Origin of the sequence: Rhodococcus sp. SMB37 (assembly GCF_004345605.1) — a bacterium.
In the GTDB taxonomy this organism is placed as follows: Bacteria; Actinomycetota; Actinomycetes; order Mycobacteriales; family Mycobacteriaceae; genus Rhodococcus.
The window spans coordinates 82,990-100,851 of the sequence record NZ_SLVY01000004.1 but is presented as its reverse complement, the minus strand read 5'-3'; the positions used below and the strand labels follow the sequence as shown (position 1 = coordinate 100,851).

The 17,862-nt window shown below is 66.6% G+C and carries 19 protein-coding genes and 1 tRNA gene; 9 read left to right on the top strand and 11 right to left on the bottom strand.

Going from position 1 to position 17,862, the window contains the following annotated elements; all coding sequences use genetic code 11:
- Positions 1-2: 2 nt before the first annotated feature.
- Both EV641_RS08235 and EV641_RS08230 read right to left on the bottom strand, forming a co-directional pair.
- The gene (locus EV641_RS08235) at positions 3-641 is read right to left on the bottom strand and encodes a ScbR family autoregulator-binding transcription factor (RefSeq protein WP_054715855.1); all 639 of its coding nucleotides are present in this window, start codon (positions 639-641) and stop codon (positions 3-5) included.
- A 206-nt stretch (positions 642-847) separates the two neighbouring features.
- Positions 848-1,441, bottom strand: coding sequence for a TetR/AcrR family transcriptional regulator (locus EV641_RS08230; RefSeq protein WP_054715858.1), 594 nt, complete (start codon positions 1,439-1,441; stop codon positions 848-850).
- Between the two features lie 210 nt (positions 1,442-1,651).
- Here EV641_RS08230 and EV641_RS08225 point away from each other — a divergent pair.
- From EV641_RS08225 to EV641_RS08205, 5 genes are all read left to right on the top strand, one after another.
- A tRNA-Gln gene (locus tag EV641_RS08225) sits at positions 1,652-1,723 on the top strand.
- A gap of 81 nt (positions 1,724-1,804) precedes the next feature.
- Complete coding sequence (glmU, locus tag EV641_RS08220) at positions 1,805-3,274, top strand: bifunctional UDP-N-acetylglucosamine diphosphorylase/glucosamine-1-phosphate N-acetyltransferase GlmU (RefSeq protein WP_132471446.1); 1,470 nt, start codon at positions 1,805-1,807, stop codon at positions 3,272-3,274.
- Complete coding sequence (locus EV641_RS08215; protein ID WP_054715861.1) at positions 3,271-4,248, top strand: ribose-phosphate diphosphokinase; 978 nt, start codon at positions 3,271-3,273, stop codon at positions 4,246-4,248. Before glmU ends, EV641_RS08215 begins: the two co-directional genes overlap by 4 nt.
- A gap of 33 nt (positions 4,249-4,281) precedes the next feature.
- Positions 4,282-4,911, top strand: a complete 630-nt coding sequence (locus tag EV641_RS08210; RefSeq protein WP_132471445.1) for a DUF2461 domain-containing protein — start codon at positions 4,282-4,284, stop codon at positions 4,909-4,911.
- Between the two features lie 183 nt (positions 4,912-5,094).
- A complete protein-coding gene (locus EV641_RS08205) occupies positions 5,095-5,760 on the top strand; it encodes a hypothetical protein (RefSeq protein WP_054715873.1) in 666 nt (221 codons plus the stop codon).
- A gap of 89 nt (positions 5,761-5,849) precedes the next feature.
- Here EV641_RS08205 and EV641_RS08200 read toward each other — a convergent pair whose 3' ends face one another.
- Complete coding sequence (locus EV641_RS08200; protein WP_132471444.1) at positions 5,850-6,935, bottom strand: hypothetical protein; 1,086 nt, start codon at positions 6,933-6,935, stop codon at positions 5,850-5,852.
- A 148-nt stretch (positions 6,936-7,083) separates the two neighbouring features.
- Complete coding sequence (locus tag EV641_RS29690; protein WP_241996961.1) at positions 7,084-7,227, bottom strand: alpha/beta hydrolase fold domain-containing protein; 144 nt, start codon at positions 7,225-7,227, stop codon at positions 7,084-7,086.
- A gap of 149 nt (positions 7,228-7,376) precedes the next feature.
- Between EV641_RS29690 and EV641_RS08190 the strand changes: the two genes are divergently transcribed.
- Positions 7,377-7,640, top strand: a complete 264-nt coding sequence (locus EV641_RS08190) for a LuxR C-terminal-related transcriptional regulator (protein WP_054715870.1) — start codon at positions 7,377-7,379, stop codon at positions 7,638-7,640.
- On the opposite strand, the gene EV641_RS08185 is transcribed toward EV641_RS08190, so the two are convergent.
- Both EV641_RS08185 and EV641_RS08180 read right to left on the bottom strand, forming a co-directional pair.
- Positions 7,591-8,805, bottom strand: a complete 1,215-nt coding sequence (locus EV641_RS08185; protein ID WP_132471443.1) for an MFS transporter — start codon at positions 8,803-8,805, stop codon at positions 7,591-7,593. The genes EV641_RS08190 and EV641_RS08185 overlap by 50 nt on opposite strands.
- Positions 8,806-8,905: 100 nt before the next feature.
- Positions 8,906-9,424 carry a hypothetical protein gene (locus EV641_RS08180; RefSeq protein ID WP_054720550.1) on the bottom strand — a complete coding sequence of 173 codons (519 nt, stop codon included), beginning with the start codon at positions 9,422-9,424 and terminating at the stop codon, positions 8,906-8,908.
- A gap of 15 nt (positions 9,425-9,439) precedes the next feature.
- On the opposite strand from EV641_RS08180, the gene EV641_RS08175 reads away from it, so the two are divergent.
- A complete protein-coding gene (locus EV641_RS08175) occupies positions 9,440-10,273 on the top strand; it encodes a helix-turn-helix domain-containing protein (RefSeq protein WP_199233183.1) in 834 nt (277 codons plus the stop codon).
- Positions 10,274-10,285: 12 nt separating this feature from the next.
- Here the strand turns inward: EV641_RS08175 and EV641_RS08170 are convergent, their stop codons facing one another.
- Positions 10,286-10,705 (bottom strand): cupin domain-containing protein, encoded by a 420-nt coding sequence (locus EV641_RS08170; RefSeq protein WP_132471442.1) that lies wholly within the window; start codon positions 10,703-10,705, stop codon positions 10,286-10,288.
- A 99-nt stretch (positions 10,706-10,804) separates the two neighbouring features.
- Positions 10,805-12,220, bottom strand: a complete 1,416-nt coding sequence (locus EV641_RS08165; RefSeq protein ID WP_132471441.1) for an amidase — start codon at positions 12,218-12,220, stop codon at positions 10,805-10,807.
- A 162-nt stretch (positions 12,221-12,382) separates the two neighbouring features.
- Here EV641_RS08165 and EV641_RS08160 point away from each other — a divergent pair, with 162 nt between their 5' ends.
- Both EV641_RS08160 and EV641_RS08155 read left to right on the top strand, forming a co-directional pair.
- On the top strand, positions 12,383-13,057 hold the full coding sequence (locus EV641_RS08160) for a hypothetical protein (protein ID WP_132471440.1): 675 nt from the start codon (positions 12,383-12,385) through the stop codon (positions 13,055-13,057).
- A gap of 2 nt (positions 13,058-13,059) precedes the next feature.
- The gene (locus tag EV641_RS08155) at positions 13,060-14,832 is read left to right on the top strand and encodes a GMC family oxidoreductase N-terminal domain-containing protein (protein ID WP_132471630.1); all 1,773 of its coding nucleotides are present in this window, start codon (positions 13,060-13,062) and stop codon (positions 14,830-14,832) included.
- A gap of 26 nt (positions 14,833-14,858) precedes the next feature.
- Here EV641_RS08155 and egtD read toward each other — a convergent pair whose 3' ends face one another.
- The 3 genes from egtD to egtB are packed head-to-tail and all read right to left on the bottom strand — an operon-like array spanning position 14,859 to position 17,861.
- Positions 14,859-15,815, bottom strand: a complete 957-nt coding sequence (egtD, locus tag EV641_RS08150; protein WP_132471439.1) for an L-histidine N(alpha)-methyltransferase — start codon at positions 15,813-15,815, stop codon at positions 14,859-14,861.
- Complete coding sequence (gene egtC, locus EV641_RS08145; RefSeq protein ID WP_132471438.1) at positions 15,812-16,561, bottom strand: ergothioneine biosynthesis protein EgtC; 750 nt, start codon at positions 16,559-16,561, stop codon at positions 15,812-15,814. Before egtC ends, egtD begins: the two co-directional genes overlap by 4 nt.
- Positions 16,554-17,861 carry an ergothioneine biosynthesis protein EgtB gene (egtB, locus tag EV641_RS08140; protein ID WP_132471628.1) on the bottom strand — a complete coding sequence of 436 codons (1,308 nt, stop codon included), beginning with the start codon at positions 17,859-17,861 and terminating at the stop codon, positions 16,554-16,556. The genes egtC and egtB overlap by 8 nt, the downstream gene beginning before the upstream one ends.
- Position 17,862 lies beyond the last annotated feature (1 nt).

Sequence of the window (17,862 nt, the reverse complement as noted above, 5' to 3'; positions counted from 1 at the left end):
CCCTACGAGACGCGCAACCGTCGCGACACGAACTGGAGGAAATAACCGAGCTTGTCCGCGGGGACGAGCGCGGGCAGCAGGATCGACCACATCGATTCGATCTGCTCGGTCAGTTGCTCGGCCCTGTCGAGCGCAGCGGACACGGTGCGCGCACCGACCAGGGACTGCAGGAGGAAATACGCCAGCCCCTCCACGTCGATGGAGGGTTCCAGGTCGCCTTCGTCGTGGGCGCGCTGCATGAGGTCCAGCATGGAGTCGAACCACGAACCGAACGGCGCGACCTCGTTGCCGTGGTAGTCGCCGATCTCCACGAGCAGCCGGAACATCGCCCGTACGATCCGGTCGGATTCGGACAGGCTGGCGTTGAGAACGGATACTTCGATGGCGGTTTCGAGTGCGGGTGCGCGCTGCTCCATCTTGCTGCGCGCCGCGACGGCGAACCGCTCGCAGCCTGCATCGATCACACCGCGGGCAAGTTCTTCTTTGGAGCCGAAGTGGAAGTACAGCGCACCTTTGGTGACGCCCGCCTCGTCGATGATCTCGTTGAGGCTCGCATTGGCGTACCCGAGCCGTACGAAGACTTCCGCTGCTCCACCGAGTACAGCTTCGCGCGTGACTTCCGCCCGAACCTGGCGCGCCATTCCGCCTCCTCGTTGAACGACCGTGTCGGTTGAGCGAGTAAACCCAACGACAGGTACGAAACCGGGCATTCTGCCTCATGCGAACCTGGATGTCATCCGCATGGGCGACATCTTGGGTTACCGTAACACCACCGGACAGACCGCACGTATGTGACCATGGTCCCGAAACCGACACGATGCGGTGAACAGACGGTCGGACAGGATGCTCAGTCGGTTCCGAGTGTCGGATCGGCCTCGAGACGCGTCAAACCGTTCCAGCACAGGTTGACCAGATGCGCGGCCACCACTTCTTTCGAGGGGGTTCGCTCGTCGAGCCACCACGTGGCCGTCGTCGCGACCATGCCCACCAGCGCCTGCGCATACAACGGCGCGAGCTCGGGATTCAGACCCCGCCGCGAGAAGTCTCCGGTGAGCAGCTGGCCGACCTGGCGCATGGCCTCGTTGAGCAGACTCGAGTAGGTACCTTCCTCCGCCGCCATCGGCGAGTCGCGCACGAGAATGCGGAAACCCTCGGTTCGCTCCTCGATGTACGTGAGCAACGCGAGAGCAGCACGCTCGACGCGGACGCGCGAACGATTGCGCGTCAAGGATTCGGTGACCATCGACATCAGGATCGTCATCTCCCGATCCACGACCACCGCGTAGAGACCTTCCTTACCACCGAAGTGCTCGTACACCACCGGCTTGGACACCTGCGCCCGCTGCGCGATCTCCTCTATGGACGCGCCCTCGTAGCCGCGTTCCGCGAAGAGCGCACGGCCGATCTCGATCAGTTGCTCTCGCCGCTGGGTACCGGTCATGCGGATGCGTGGATTCCGTTCGGCCGGAGGTTGCGATGATCGCGACACCTGACTCCTTCTCCCGCCGGCACCACAGCGGTACCGTCGTTCGGTTTGTTCCGAACCACCCTAGCGATACCCGCGATGTCCGCCCCACATTCGACGTCCGTGCGGTGTCATGCGAAGATCAGGGGCGCATGCCCCGGGGTTCGTGCTCCGGGGGTGTCGCAGTCCGCCGTGGTGTAATCGGCAGCACCTCTGATTTTGGTTCAGATAGTTCAGGTTCGAGTCCTGGCGGCGGAGCGGGGACATTTGCCGGAGCCATCGAGCTCCAGTGCGCGCGTCGTCGGGGCGTGTGCACGCACGCCGCGCCGAGGGAGCTACATGCAAGTGCAGACCGCGATGATCGTCCTGGCCGCCGGAGCAGGAACGCGAATGCGATCCAAGACCCCGAAGGTCCTGCACGCACTCGGCGGCCGCTCGATGCTCTCGCATTCCCTGCATGCCGCGTCCGCCGTCGATCCGGCCCACCTCGTCGTGGTGGTGGGTCACGAACGGGAACGCGTCGAGGCTGCCGTCGCCGACATCGCAAAAGGACTCGGACGCACCATCACCATCGCGGTCCAGGACGCCCAGAACGGCACCGGCCACGCCGTCCAGTGTGGTCTGACACAACTCCCCGAGGACTTCACCGGGACCGTCGTCGTGACTGCGGCCGACGTGCCGCTGCTCGACGCCGACACCATCGGCGACCTGCTCGGGACACACGCTGATCCCGAGCCCGCAGCGGTCACCGTCCTGACCACGACGGTGACCGAACCCACCGGCTACGGACGCATCATCCGCACCACCGACGGCGACGTCGCCTCGATCGTCGAGGAGAAGGACGCGACCGCCGCCGAACGTGCCATCACCGAGGTCAACTCCGGTGTGTACGCATTCGACGCCGCCCGGCTCCGGACAGCGCTCGGCGAGCTGAGCACCGACAACGCACAGGGCGAGCTGTATCTGACCGACGTGATCGGCATCGCGCGCGGCCACGGCGACGTGGTCCGCGCCGTGCACACCGACGACGCGGTACGTGTTGCCGGCGTCAACGACCGCGTGCAGCTCGCCGCACTGACGTCCGAACTCAACCGGCGCATTCTCGAGCGCTGGATGCGCGACGGCGTGACCGTCCTCGACCCGTCGACGACGTGGGTGGACGTCGAGGTCGTTCTCGCCCCCGATGTGACCCTGCATCCGGGCGTCCAGCTCTGCGGCCGCACGGTGATCGCCGAGGACGCCGAGATCGGTCCCGACACCACGCTCACCGATGTGCAAGTGGGTTCGGGAGCATCCGTGATCCGTACTCACGGATCCGGATCGTCGATCGGCGCTTACGCTACCGTCGGCCCGTTCACCTACCTGCGCCCCGGCACCGAGCTGGGTGCACACGGCAAGCTCGGCGGGTTCGTCGAGACCAAGAATGCGCAGATCGGCGCCCATTCGAAGGTCCCCCACCTCACCTACGTGGGCGACGCCGAAATCGGCGAACATTCCAACATCGGTGCCTCGAGTGTGTTCGTGAACTACGACGGCGTGGAGAAGTACCGCACCGTGGTGGGCTCTCACGTCCGCACAGGCTCCGACACGATGTTCGTAGCACCGGTGAACGTCGGCGACGGGGCCTACACGGGGGCCGGAACGGTGCTGCGTCGCGACGTTCCGCCGGGGGCACTGGCGGTGTCGGGTGCGCCACAGCGCAATATTGAGGGGTGGGTCCAGCGAAACCGCGCTGGGACCGCGGCTGCAGAGGCAGCGTCGCAAGCAGAGCACGAAAACGAGCGTCAGAAGGACGGCCAGGACCAGTGACCAATTGGATCGACAACCAGAAGAACTTGATGCTCTTCTCCGGCCGGGCACACCCCGAGTTGGCAGAGCAGGTCGCTAAGGAACTCGGCGTCCCCCTCACCCCGCAGACCGCCCGCGACTTCGCCAACGGCGAGACCTTCGTCCGCTTCGAGGAGTCCGTCCGCGGCTCCGACGCGTTCGTGCTGCAGAGCCACCCGTTCCCGCTCAACGAATGGGTCATGGAACAGCTCATCATGATCGACGCGCTCAAGCGTGGTTCCGCCAAGCGCATCACCGCGATCCTGCCGTTCTACCCATACGCCCGTCAGGACAAGAAGCACCGCGGTCGCGAGCCCATCTCGGCCCGCCTCATCGCCGATCTGCTCAAGACTGCCGGCGCCGACCGCATCATCACGGTCGACCTGCACACCGACCAGATCCAGGGCTTCTTCGACGGCCCGGTCGACCACATGCACGCGCAGGGCCAGCTCGCCGAGTACATCCGAGGTAAGTACGGCGTCGACAACATCGCCGTGGTCTCCCCCGATTCGGGCCGCGTGCGTGTCGCCGAGAAGTGGGCCGACACCCTCGGCGGCGCTCCCCTGGCCTTCATCCACAAGACCCGCGACCCGCTGGTTCCGAACCAGGTGAAGTCGAACCGCGTTGTCGGTGAGGTCGAGGGACACACCTGCATCCTGATCGACGACATGATCGACACCGGTGGCACCATCGCCGGCGCCGTCAAGATCCTGCGTGAGGCCGGCGCGAAGGACGTCATCATCGCCGCTACGCACGGCGTGCTCTCCGACCCGGCCGCCGAGCGCCTCGCTGCATGCGGCGCTCAGGAGGTCATCGTCACCAACACGCTGCCGATTCCGCCGGAGAAGCAGTTCGACTCGCTCACCGTGCTCTCGATCGCTCCGCTGCTTGCGCAGACGATCCGTGAGGTGTTCGAGAACGGATCCGTCACGTCGCTCTTCAACGGCGTCGCCTGACATCCGGCTACCGCCACACGGCACACTGACGGGATGTTCTCAGGGTTTCCCGTCTCGGCGCTCGACTTCTACGAAGATCTCGAGGCCGACAACAGCAAAGCATTCTGGGCCGCGCACAAGGCCGTCTACGACGACTGCGTGCGCGGCCCGATGCTCGCCCTGCTCGGTGAGCTCGAAGAGGAGTTCGGCCCGGGCAAGGTGTTCCGTCCCTACCGCGACGTCCGGTTCAGCAAAGACAATATCCCGTACAAGACCCACCAGGGCGGCTACGTCGCGACCGGGCCGGGCGTCGGGTTCTACGTCGAGATCAACGCCGCGGGTCTGCGGATCGCCGGAGGTTTCTATCACGGCAGCTCGGCTCAGCTTGCTGCCTTCCGGTCTGCGATCGACGACGAGCGTCGCGGCACCGAACTCGACAATATCGTCCGCCGCATGAAGCGCGCCGGCTACGAGATCGGTGGCGAAACGCTGAAGACCCGCCCGCGCGGGTACTCCGCGGATCATCCGCGCATCGCACTATTGCGGCACAAGGCGCTGCATGCCGGTCGCACCGACGTGTCACCCCCGTGGCTCGACAGCGCCCGAACGTTCGACGAGGTTCGCAGTTCGTGGCGCGCCTTCCGCCCGCTCGTGCAGTGGCTCACCACCGCTACGGCGACCTGACCTCCGAGCAAACCGAACGGTATGCAAATGCCGTGCGGCGCAGATGCTTTGTCGTCATTCTCACGCCACCCGGCCGTCACCGCACGTCCATGGATGATCTTCGTCACGCCGCCGGGGAACACCGCAGGTCGGATCGGACCCCGGCCGACGAAGCCCGCGGTGTTTGACCTAAGGTGGCTCCTCGTGATCGACGCGCAGACTCTCGAGGCCCCCATGGAAACCCCGACGAATCGGATTGCGCGGAGGTGGTCGCCCGGCGCCTGCGTCTGGTGCGGCGATACCGACTCGGTCGAAGAGTTCCGAAACGAACCCCGTTGTGCCACTTGCGTCCGCCATGAATCCGTGATCGACGAGGCCCGGCGGTTCATGGGCACCTACGGTCTGCGCCCCATCGGCGGGACCTTGCAGTCGGACGACGAAGAAGAGTACGAGTACCGGGTCGCCGCACGCGATGCGCGCCGTGCTCTCAACGACATTCGACTCGACGAGCAGCCGGACCCCGCGCTCGTCCGCAAAGCTCTGCGTCCCCGTGCCGCAGCCATCGTCGCCGACAAGCCCGCCGCGACGAAGTCGAGATCCGCGTCGGGCTCGTCGAGCTCGGCGTCGTCGACGTCGCGTCGTACCCCTGCCGCGGCCGCAGCGACCACGAGCGTCGATCTGGACGAGATCCAGAGCCGCGCACTCGCGTTGCTCGATCAGCTCTCCACGATCGATGCACAGCTCGCGTTGGTCGCCGAGCAGTCCGGGCTCGCAGCCCGTGCTCGTCGCAGCGATCTCGAGAAGCAGAAGGCGACGGTGCTGCGCACTCTCGCTGCATTGGAGAAGGCTCGGCTCAGCGCCGCGAAGTAGAGCAACTGCCCCGTCGGTCTCGGGCGTTTCGATCACATGCCCGAGACCCATGGAGCAGGCGGGTCAAGTGAGGGCACGACGGCGAGCCGTCAGGTAAGAGCACCGTCGGCGATGTCGACTGTGAGCGGGACGAGGTCGTCGCAGTTCGGAGTGTCGCTCATCAGGACCACCGCGGGAACGTTGCGGCCGCTCGACCTGTTGTAGCGCTCCGCCCCCGGCCGATTGGTATCGATCACCGATTCGACCGGCGCCGCGATCCGGCAGGAGTCGCCTGTCTCGCGGACATGCAATGTCAGGCCGTCGAACACCACCTCACGGGTGTCGTCGTCTTCCGGCGGCGCGAATTCGGGTTCGAGCCCGTAGTGGATGCTCCATGTCGTCGGCGCGGCTTCCTCCTGGTGCTGAGTGAGGACGCACCGGTACGGGTCGCTGTCGATCTGCCACCCGACCAGCTCTTCCGGCGCGAAGCTCGCAACGATCTCGCACGGGTCGGCCGCCGCCAGCCGGATTCGGCCCAGGCCACTCGTCGGCCTCGCCGGTAACGAGGGCACGAGTGTCAGTGTCTCCGAGAGGGTATCCGCCGCGACCGCGCACACCGGCACACTTTCCCCGCTCGAATCCTCGGACCGGTACTGCGTGACCGCGATCGTCGCGAACCGTGTGGGTGGTACCGCGTCGGCCGTCACCGTGACGGGGATGTCGAGCGCGAACGTCAGCGTGCAGCCGAGGGAATTGTTGTGCGTGGTCGTGTTCCTGTAGACCTCGGTGTCGCCGAAAGACCAGTCGCGCTGACCATCGGTGTCCGGAACCGGCGACAGGTCGATGGTCACCTCCAGCTCGTCGTACTTCGCTCCCCCCGACGGATGTGCGACGGCGGTGCACGTATCGAGTGCTTCCTGCGGCCCGAACTGACGCACTTCGCCGTAGCCGGCAACCACCGATTCCGGGAGCAACCCGCATGGATCGAGCCGCCGTAGCCTCTCCGCGACCTCGAGCAGCATCTTGTCGGACGGGTCGATCGAGCGGCTGTGGGTGTTGGGGGCGAGGTAGTCTACGTGAGCAGCCGGAGTCTCGACCGGAGTCCCGGCCAGGACCGTCGCGCATCCCGTCAGAGCCGATGGCACGGCAATGCACGCGATGACGGCAGCAGCCGTCGAACGCGTTCCTCCCCGCACGCCGACCACCGACTTCCCAAGTAATCGTCAAATAATTGCCAAGGCCGACCCACACCAACTTACGTCATTGCGCGAAAATCGGCCCCGCTCGGCGCGCGCCACCTGCACGCGCAACCGCGGTCCACCCTCGTCACGGTGCGCAGCGCCGTCACGGCTGCGAGGTTGCCTCCTGCGCCAGTCGGTACTCGGCCGACACGACGATCGCGCCCGTCCCGTTCGCGACGGCACGGCACGGGTCGTCGGCGACGTCGATGCTGCCACCGATGAAGCCGCCACCGTGCAGGTAGAGCACGACGGGCCGCGGTCCTGTGCCTTCCGGAACATAGATGCGCAGTGGCAGGTCGCCGTCTACACTCGGGTAATTCGCATGCCGCCCGAGACGCGGCCCGGACGGCTCTCGGCGACCATGTGTTCGAAAGGCTTTCGTCTCCGCCGGACGACATGACAATCGATCAGGCCGTCTCGTTCGCCCTGGGTGAGAGCACCACCGCACCGAATCGAGCGGCCCAGAACACCTCGCCGCTGACCAAACGGGAGTTCGAGATCGCCCGGCTCGTGGCCGACGGGATGAGCAATCGTGCCATCGCCGACAAACTCGTCATCTCTCCCCGCACAGTCGACGGGCACGTCGAACGGATCCTCGCAAAGCTCGGGGTCACGTCCCGGACACGGATCGCGACGTGGGTGACTGCTCACGACGGCTGAGTCTCAGGTCGATCCACCACAGCACCGCGGCGCATCCGCCGAGAAGCGCCCCGAGGATGCACACGCCGGTCCATTCCGCGAGGGCCCAGGCGAGCGCGCCGAGCGCTGATCCCGATGCCGCCCCCACGAAATAGGTGGTCATGTATACCGAGTTCACACGCGACCTGGCGTCCGGGTCGAGTCCGTAGATGATGTTCTGGTTGGTGATGTGGATGGCGTTGAGTGCGAGGTCGATGGTGAGCATGCCCACCACGAACCACCACAGCGACGACCCACCCGCGGCGAGCGCACCCCACGACGCGATGAGCACGACGACACCGACCGCCGTGGTTGTCGGCCCGTAGCCGCGGTCGGCCAGGCGTCCCGCTGTGTTCGCCGCGAGTGCACCGGCTACGCCGGCCAGGCCGACGAGCCCGATCTCCAGTTCGCCGAGTCCGTGCGGAGGCGCCGACAGCAGGAACGCCATCGTCGAGAACAACACGCTGACCGACGCATACGAGATCGCCCCGAGCAGTCCCCTCGTGCGGAGGCGCGGATACGTCCGCACGAGGGTGGCGAGCGAACGGAGGATTGCGCCGTAACTCTGCTGTCCGGCGGTGGGTGTGCTCGGTGGTAACACCCGCCACAGCGCGATGGCCACGATCACCATTGCGCCGGCCGAGACCCGGTACACGGTGCTCCAGCCGCCGAATTCGGCGAGGATTCCCGCGATGCTGCGGGCCAGCAGGATGCCGACGAGAAGCCCGCTCATCACTGTGCCCACTGCTCTACCTCGCCGTTCCGGTGCCGCGAGGGTCGCCGCGAACGGCACGAGTACCTGCGCCGCGACCGAGAACAACCCGGCGATCGCCGTGCCCGCCATGAGTACACCGATGTTCGGAGCGAAACCGCTGATCGCCTGCCCGGCCGCGGCCGCGAACATGAGGGTGACCGCCAGGCGCCGCTGCGGAAGCATGTCTCCGAGTGGCACCAGGAACATCAGCCCCAGCGCATAGGAGACCTGCGCGATCGTGACGGTCGACGCCGCCGCCGAATGGGTTGTGCCGAGGGCTTCGGTGATCGACTCGAGCAGGGGCTGATTGAAATAGTTGCCGCCCGCGCACAGCCCGGTCGCGACCGCCATCAGCAGAAGGGCGGGTGACGTGAGGGTGGGACGGGCCGGCATGGTTCCCAACATTGCCGTGTCCGGACGGTCCGTCCAAGCGAGCCGCGCCGCTCCGTGGTGTGGTCGTTCGCCGGTGAGGCGTCAGGGAGTCGACTGCGGCTCAATGCCGACGCAGCAGCCCGGCTTCGAGCGTCTCGGCGATCAGGGCCGCGCCCTTGCTGTTCTGGTGGACGTGATCGACGGTAAGGAGGAGCCCTCTCCGATCGGAGATCATGTCGAGACTGCGGCCCAGGATCCGACGCTCGGCGAGCATGGCGAGGAACCTCGCCGCGGTCATCTCCTCGTAGGGGACAACGGCGGGCCGCTCGGCCGCGAGCTCGGCGACCTGCCGCTCATGGACGGGTAGATAGACGACACCTTGGCCGGCGGCAAGGTCAGCGATCATCGCGCTGTACCGCGACGACGCCTCTGCCGGCAATGCTTCCGGGTCCTGTCCGAGCACGGGAATGGAGGCCAGGCCGATCTCCGCATCGGTCTCGGACCGGAGCCTGTCGACCACGCGGCCGAGACAGTCCTCGAACCAGCCCGGCGAAGGCTCGGTCGGCAGCTGCTTGCGCTTCTTCCAGCGATCGAGGGCGAATCCGGGCAGGCTCGCCCTTGGAGCGCTCGTGGCGCTCACGCGTAGATTGATGGGGTGACTGTGGGTTCAGCGACACAGGTGACAGCGCAGCCCTCCCCGGCATTGCGTGGGTACGTCATGTCGTATGACGGTTTCGAGCAGCACGGGTTTCCACCTGGCATTCACCGGGGCGCACCGGGGCGCTATCTCACGCTTGTCGTCTCACTGTCCGAGCCGATCCAAGTCGTTCCGGTCGAGGGATGCACGGTTCGCGACGGGCGGTTCGATGCCCTTGTAGGTGGCCTGACTTCGAAAGCCGTCGCGATCGGGCACGACGGTCGTCAGCACGGCGTCAAGGTGTCGCTGACTCCAATGGGAGCCCGAGCCGTCTACGGGATGCCCGCGGCTGCCCTCGCGAACGACGTGGTCGACGTCGGCCGCATCCTCGGCGGACTCGGTCGTGAACTCACCGAGCGGAGCCGCGAGGCTCGCTCGTGGCGTGAGCGGTTCGCCGCCGTCGATGACGTCCTCTTGGCGGCCGTGCGCGGTCACGACACGAGCCCAGCGGCACGTGCTCCCATCCGGCCCGAGGTCCGCGAGGCATGGCGGCGACTGTCGAGCTCCCGCGGCGCTGTCCAGATCGGATCGTTGGCAGCCGAACTCGGATGGAGTCGACGCCACCTGACCAGGCAGTTCCACAGCGAGATCGGCCTGACACCCAAAGAAGCCGCACGTGTTCTGCGCTTCGAGCACGCCTACGTCCTCGCCACGGCAGGTACCCCGCCCACATGGTCCACAATCGCTTCGGCGACCGGATTCGCCGACCAAGCCCACCTCGTCCGGGACTGGCGCGACTTCACAGGCCTCACCCCGACCGCCTGGCGCGGCAGCGAACTACTCGCTCACTAGCGCCGTCAACGGTCACCGGCCCCGGTGCTCGGTGCCGAGCCCGGGAGTGATCGTGAGGATCCGAGCGTCACCGTCCGCGTCGACCGCGTGCCATACGCCGGCAGGGTTGACGGTGGCCTGACCCGGACCGAGAGTCACCTGCTCGGTCCCATCGCCGATCTCACGTACGACGGTGATCGCGCCGCTGATACACACAATCACCTCCTCACCTGCCGGGTGCCGCTCCCAGTGGTTCCCTCGGCCATGCTCGTCGATGAGGACGACGAGCCGGCCCTCGATGCCGTCGTCGGCGATCGCCGCCGCGTAGGCGTCGAGGGTCGCAGGTTCGAACGTGAACCCCTCGACCGGTCGGGATCGGCATCCGAGACCGAGGTGTAAAGGGGTGGACTGCAGGTTTACGGCAACGCGGGAGTCTGTCAACTGAAGGTTCATGCACAACAGGTTGTCAACGAGGTCCCCGCCCTGTCTTGAAGAAATGAGACCATCACGCTGTGCCCTTGGCTGTGCCCGGCTGCTCGAACGGCCGACCGGTCACTCGACGGCAGGCCACACGGGCATGGTGTCCCATGGGTGCGCCGCCTCGAGCTGCGACGCGATCCGCAGGAGCAGATCCTCACGACCGTGGGCAGCGACCAGCTGCACTCCCAACGGAAGCCCCGTGGAGTCCGCACCCAGAGGCAGGGAGATCGCGGGCTGCCCGGTCGTGTTGAACGGGCTCGTCATCACGCCGTAGTCACCGGAGTTCTTCCAGATCGCGTCGAGATCCATCACGTCGAGCAATCCGAGGCCTGGGGTCGGGCGTCCCAACGTGGGTGTGAGCAGCAGGTCGTATGCGGTGAAGAATCGACCGATCTCGTATCCGGCGCGTTCGAGTTCCGTGTAGGCGGCGCTGAGGTCTGCGGCGGTGATCGTGGTGCACCGCTCGTACTGCACGCGGGGCAATGTCTCGAGATCGTCGTCGCGCAGCTCGCGGCCGAGTTCGGCAAGCCGCCGGTTCACGAGCGCGGCCATCGGCGCGGCCATCATCGTCTGCAACGACACCGAAAGTGCGTCCTGCGGGTAGTCCGGTGTCGCGACCTCCACGTGGTGCCCGAGCGCCTCGAGTTTCCGCGCAACATCCGTCGCCACAGCCACACAGTCCGGGTGCACCGGGTCACCGGACGGCTTCACCGTGCTCAGCGCGATCCGCAACCGTCCCGGATCCGCACCCACCTCCTGCACGTACGGCCGTGCGGGCGGGGCGATTCCGAACGGCGCTCCGGTCTGCGGCCCACACGTCAGATCCAGCAGCGACGCCGTGTCGCGCACGCTGCGGGTGAGTGCGTGCTCCACCGACATCGGTGAGCCCATCGGCGACGCCGACGGCATCCTGCCTCGCGAGGGCTTCAACCCCACAAGGCCATTCGCAGACGCCGGGATGCGGATGGACCCGCCACCGTCGCTGCCGTGCGCCGCCGGGGTGATACCCACAGCGACAGCGGCTCCCGCGCCACCGGACGATCCGCCGACACTGTGGGTGAGCCGGCGTGGGTTCCGGGTGGGTCCGAACAACACCGGTTCGGTGGACGCATTCTGCCCGAATTCGGGAGTGTTGGTCTTACCCAGAACGACCAGTCCCGCCCGTCGGTAGCGGGCGACGAGTTCGCTGTCGCGGCCGGCGATCCGCCCGGCGAACAACCGGGAGCCGTGAGTGGTAGGCAGGCCCTCGACGTCCGCGTGCAGGTCCTTGATCAGGAACGGAACGCCCCTGAGCGGGCCGTCCGGAAGACCCGCATCGACCTCGGCGAGCGCTTGTTCTGCGCGTGCGCTCACCACCGCGTTCACCGTCGGATTACGCTCGTCGAGGCGGCGGAGGGAGCACTCCAAGGCCTCCCGCGGCGAGAGGTCGCCGCGTGCGATCGCCTCGGCGAGTGCGGTCATGTCATGGTCGTCGAACTGACTGTCCATCGAAGTCCTCTCGTGCCGGGCATCCCTTCCCGTCTATCACGACGGTTCGCGGTCACGCGGTGTCCGATCCCGGTCACTGGTCGCCGACAGGGTTTCGGAACGGCGTTCACTGAGATCCACAGGGAAAGTCCGTAAGCTTTGCCCGGACCGGGAGGGAGTGGCGTGGAGACGAATGCACTGTGGAGTCGACGACGATTCCTGGGGGGTGTCGTCGCGACCGGCGCGGTACTGACCAGCGTGGCCTGGTCGTTCGCCGGTGAGGCTACGGCACAACCGACACCGTCGAGCCACTCCGTCCGCGACACGATCAACGGCATCCTCGCGTTCGTGGCGCCCGGAAACGACCCGTACTCGCAGCACCAGGGTGTGTCGACCGAGGTTCCCGGCGGAGTCACACCGGGCGCCGCCGAGACTCTCGAACGCACCTTCGACCTCGCCGTCCCGATCCCCCTGATAGACATGCTCGGCATCGCTGTCACAGGCTCCTCCGCGATCGCGGCGCTGGTCGACCTGTTCGCGGTGACCGCCGGACCGGCATCCGTAGCGGGACCGTTCGCATCGCCGTTCGCGAACCTGTCGCACGCCACCAAGGCGCACGTCTTCGAACTCCTCGACACCGAGCCACAGTTTCCCGGCCGCCCCATCGAGTACGCGGTCAATGCCATTCCCACACTCGCCGCGTTCGTCGCCTACTCGGAGGTCTCCTCATTCGATGGCGAACTCCGTGAGCTGACCGGCCGCCCGGTGGGCTGGGAGCTGACCGGATACGAGGGCGTGAGCGACGGGTGGGACGAGTTCCAGGGCTACTACGGCGGCGTCGATCGAGCGGAAGGATGACGTTGACCGATGTCATCGTGATCGGTGCCGGTGGTGGCGGGCCGGTCGTCGCGAAGGAACTCGCCGCACGGGGTCTCGATGTGCTGGTGCTCGAGTCCGGGCCACGCTTCGACGACCCGGAGAACCAGTGGACGCACTTCGAGAACGACGCCAACAACCCGATCACCGGGTTCCTCCGCGAAGGCCCCGGCGACAGATCCGCCGGGCCGTGGCTGCGCGACCTGCCGCAGAACTCGTTCGTGTGGCAGGTCTCCGGCGTCGGTGGCGCGACCCTCCACTACTTCGGTAACTCGCCCCGCGCGGTGCCCGGAGTGTTCGAGGGATACGACGGCGCCGACCGCGACATGTACGACACCGAGCACCTGTTCCCGTTCGGATACGAGGAACTGCGCCGCTACTACGAGTGGGTCGAGGCGACACTGCCCGTGCAGACCGCACCGATGGGCACGAAGGAACAGGTGTTCCTGCGCGGCGCCGCAGCAATGGGTCTCCCCCACCAGACGTCGCTCGATACCACCGGACCTGCGCATCGCTCGCAGCAGAACGCGATCCTGCAACCCGGCGGCACCGCCGGACGCACTCGCGACCCCGCGCTGCTGCATCATCCCCAGGCCCGCGGCTGCACGATGTGCGGGCACTGCTACCAGGGCTGTTATCTGCCGCTGGGTGCGCCGCGGAATCTCAAGGCCCGCCGCTCCACCGACAACTCGTACGTACCGATGATGCTCACCGCCGACGCGTGGTCACCGCACGGTAGGCCCGTGACCCTCATGACCGATGCCGGAGTCACGAAGATCCTCGTCCGCGAGGTCTCCGGCGAGACGGTCGCGCACGGCGTGCGATTCCGGACGGCCGACGGCGAGGAGCACGAAGCGGAAGCGAAGGTTGTCGTGCTGGCCGCAGGCGCGATCGAGTCGCCGCGGCTGTGGCTCAACTCGGAACTCCCCGACCCCGACGAGTGGGTGGGTCGCGGCCTGACCGACCACCACATGGACGCGGTGTTCGGTGTCTTCGACGAGTACACCGGCGAGACGCGTGGAGCCGGTTCCAATGCGCGCGTCGACCTTCCGGGATACGGCGCGATCGAGCAGGTGGGCATGCCGCCGGCGCTGCTGGCGTATTCGCTGGGCTACAGCGACTCGGGTATCCACGGCTACGGTCGTGCGGGCGGCGTGGTCGATGCTGCGGGAGCCGACAGCCTCGGCCGGTTGGTCGGTCGCGATCTGCTGACCACCCTCTCCGACGCCGACCGCGTGCTCGGCGCACTCGTGATCACCGACGACGATGTCGAACCCGGAAACCGCGTGAGCGTGCCCGGTCTGCTGCCGTCCGACGAGCACGGCGTCGTGCCGCGTGTGACGGTGAAGCACCGCACGAGATCCGACCGCACCCGACGCAACCGGGAGTACTGCACCCGCAAGGCCGTCGAGTTGATGCGCGCGGCGGGGGCGAAGTCTGTGCATCGCTGCGACTGGCCGCCGCTGATCCTGCACGCACAATCGAGCATGAGAATGGGTTCGGACGAGAAGAATTCGATCCTGGACTCCTCCGCGGAAGCACGCTGGGTCAAGCGGCTCTACATCGCAGACAACTCGGCGCTCCCGAACAGCCTCGGTGGCCCCAACCCCACGCTGACCACACAGGCCCTCGCGACCCGCACCGCCGAGAAGATCGTCGAGACGTACTTCGGCGGCGACGGATGGGTGGGCCGCGAGAACCCGGTCTCGTCGATCGACGATCGGGTCACGCATGCGGTGGTCTCGCGCGGGTTGTAGACCGAAGGCGACCTTCCTCCGGAGCGTCATCGACGAGATGCGGCGAACAGCGCGAATCTCCCGTCGGGATCGACCCATTCGCGCCGGACGGTGAAGCCTGCGTCGTCGAGCTCTCTTCCGATGCCGTCGAGCCGGAACTTCGCAGAGATCTCCGTGCACATCTGTTCTCCCGCAGCGAAGCTCAGTTCGAGATCGAATTCGCGGACGTGCACCGTCATCGCCTCGGTCGCTTCGAGTCGCATCTCGATCCATTCGTTCTCCGCGTCCCACACGGCGCGGTGCACGAACTTGTCGGGATCGAAATCGGCGTCGAGCCTGCGGTTCACCACACGCAGTACGTTGCGGTCGAATTCGGCTGTCACACCAGCGGCGTCGTCGTACGCCGGGATGAGGACATCGAGGTCGACGACCAGGCCGGCGCCGAGCAGCAGCCATTCGTCGGTGTTCAGGATCGTCCCGAGGTGAGAAAGGAACTCGATGCGTTCGGCGGGCTCGAAGTTGCCGATCGTGCCGCCGAGGAACGCCACCATGCGGTGTCCGCCGGCGGGCAGGTGTTCGAGGGAACCGGTGAAATCGCTGACCACGCCGCGCACTGTGAGCTCCGGGTAGTCGACGGACAGGCGACGCACCGCCGCGCTCAATGCCGGCTCGGACACATCCTGCGGTACATACGTATGGATGTACGGTTTCAGCGCGTCGAGCAGCACCCGGGTCTTCTCCGACGAGCCGGATCCGAGCTCCACCAGCACCTCGGGTTTCGCCGCCTCCGCGATATCCGCGGCGTGGTCCTGCAGCAACGCGAATTCGGTTCGGGTGGGATAATATTCGGGCAGCAACGTGATCTGATCGAACAACTCGCTTCCCCGCTCGTCGTACAGCCACGTCGGCGACAGACGCTTGGGGGTGGAGGTGAGGCCACGTCGCGCATCAGCACGCAGTGTCTCGTCCAATTCTTCGGGCGTGATGAACACGTCGATGGTCACGTAGCGGATACCTCCAGGGGAGTGACGACCAGCTTGCCGGGGATTGCATTGACGAGGTGCTTGTCGGCGACTTCCTGCCAGCGCGGGTCGTCGTCGAAACGTTCGGAGCTCACGATCGCGACGTTCTCGTCCACGAGCGTCCACAACGAGTGATGCCACGCGGTTGCCCACATACCACTGCCGTTGCACAACAGCATGTTCAAACGTGATTCCGGCGCTCGCGCGATGACATCGTGGACGAGTGAGATGAGCGCGGGTTCCGGTTCGGCCGAACGGAGTCGCGAACGCAACATCATCCACAGCGCAGCGGAATCGGTGGGGGCGTCCAGTTCGAGCAGTTCTGACACCGGAAGATTCTCCGCGAGTTCGACCAGCGATCCGGGCCAGCCGCGCACCACACCGTTGAGACTGAAGGCCCAGCGCCCATCCGAGAACGGTGCACTGGCACTACGTTCCACCGGCATGCCCTCCGTTGCGGATCGGAGAGCGATCATCACGGCCTCGGACCGGATCGTGGGCAGCCCTTCGGTGACGAACGGATCCGACCAGATCGGCAGGGCCGAGCGGTATCGGCCGAGGGCACCGACGTCCGACCACCAGGCAACACCGAAACCGTCGGCGTTGACAGTGCCACCACCACGCATGTCTGTGGGCGCCCACGATTGCCGCATGAGCGAATTCGGGCCGTCGGTGAGCAAGGACGCAACCGACTCGACCGGGCCGAGGTATCCCAGGTGCCTACACATCAGGGGCCTCGGCCGACTCCGGCACATCGTGTGCGAGGCGCAATCCGGCGAAGATCTGTCGGCGGATCGGATGGTCCCAGTTCCGGAACGTTCCGCGGCACGCAACCTGATCGGTCCCGAAGGACCCACCGCGGAGCACGCGGAAATCGCCGCCGAAGAACACTTCCGAGTACTCCCGGTACGGGAATGCACGAAAGCCCGGGTACGGGTCGAAACCCGACGATGTCCATTCCCACACATCACCGATCAGCTGATGTATGCCGAGCGGAGACGCCCCTTCCGGGTAGGCACCCACCACTGCGGGACCCAGGTGGCGCTGGCCGAGATTGGCGTGCTCCGGGCCGGCGTCGTCGTCTCCCCACGGGTACCGTCGACTGCGTCCCGTCTCCGGATCCCACCGCGCGGCCTTCTCCCATTCCGCCTCGGTGGGCAGACGCGCGCCCGCCCAGCGTGCGAAGGCATCGGCCTCGTGGAAACACACGTGCACGACGGGTTCGTCCGGATGCACAGGCAGCTCCCGTCCGAAACTGCGTCGCCACCAACGTCCGTCGACATCGCGGTGCCAGAACTGAGGCGCCTCGAGACCCACGTCGCAGCGGTGCGCCCACCCCTCGTCGCTCCACAGCTCGCGGCGCCGGTATCCACCGTCCTCGATGAATCGGGCGAAGTGCCGGTTGGTCACGGGCAGGGTGTCGAGCGCAAAGGCGGGCAGGTACACCCGGTGCACGGGTTTCTCGTTGTCGAGCGCCCACGGGTCGTCCGAGGTACCCATCTCGAACTCCCCCGCCGGGATCGACACCCGCTCGTACTCGGGGGGTGTCGCCTCGCGCGGAGCCTCCGGGGCGTCGAGCACCGGAGGTCCGGCACGCAACTGGTGGGTCGCGAGCATCGTCTCGTCGTGTTGTTGCTCATGCTGGGCGATCATCGAGAAGACGAAACCGTCGCGGGTGAGTTCGTCATCGAAGTTGTTGCTCTGCAGCACTTTCTGTGACAGTTCACGCACCCGTTCCGCGTACCGGCGCGCATCGTCCGGACCGAGCAACGGAAGCGCGGTCCGGCTCGCGCGAGGATGCAGGAACGCGTCGTAGAGTTCGTCGATCCCCTCATGCACCGAGCCGCGCCCCGCGACTTCACGCAGCAGCCAACGTTCCTCCTGATTCGCAATGTGCGCGAGGTCCCAGACCAGAGGACTCATCAGCGGCGAATGTTGCTGCGTCAGTTCGGAATCGTCGATACCTGTGAGCGCATGTGTCCGTGCACGAGCGCGTTCGAGATCACGTTCGAGACGGTCGCGCAGCATC

What these genes read in the sequence shown, in the direction of transcription:
- EV641_RS08235 (WP_054715855.1), bottom strand. Translation starts at nt 641, where the DNA reads ATGGCGCGCCAGGTTCGGGCGGAAGTCACGCGCGAAGCTGTACTCGGT.
- EV641_RS08230 (WP_054715858.1), bottom strand. Translation starts at nt 1,441, where the DNA reads ATGACCGGTACCCAGCGGCGAGAGCAACTGATCGAGATCGGCCGTGCG.
- glmU (WP_132471446.1), top strand. Translation starts at nt 1,805, where the DNA reads ATGCAAGTGCAGACCGCGATGATCGTCCTGGCCGCCGGAGCAGGAACG.
- EV641_RS08210 (WP_132471445.1), top strand. Translation starts at nt 4,282, where the DNA reads ATGTTCTCAGGGTTTCCCGTCTCGGCGCTCGACTTCTACGAAGATCTC.
- EV641_RS08190 (WP_054715870.1), top strand. Translation starts at nt 7,377, where the DNA reads ATGACAATCGATCAGGCCGTCTCGTTCGCCCTGGGTGAGAGCACCACC.
- EV641_RS08185 (WP_132471443.1), bottom strand. Translation starts at nt 8,805, where the DNA reads ATGCCGGCCCGTCCCACCCTCACGTCACCCGCCCTTCTGCTGATGGCG.
- EV641_RS08170 (WP_132471442.1), bottom strand. Translation starts at nt 10,705, where the DNA reads ATGAACCTTCAGTTGACAGACTCCCGCGTTGCCGTAAACCTGCAGTCC.
- EV641_RS08165 (WP_132471441.1), bottom strand. Translation starts at nt 12,220, where the DNA reads ATGGACAGTCAGTTCGACGACCATGACATGACCGCACTCGCCGAGGCG.
- egtC (WP_132471438.1), bottom strand. Translation starts at nt 16,561, where the DNA reads ATGTGTAGGCACCTGGGATACCTCGGCCCGGTCGAGTCGGTTGCGTCC.
- egtB (WP_132471628.1), bottom strand. Translation starts at nt 17,861, where the DNA reads ATGCTGCGCGACCGTCTCGAACGTGATCTCGAACGCGCTCGTGCACGG.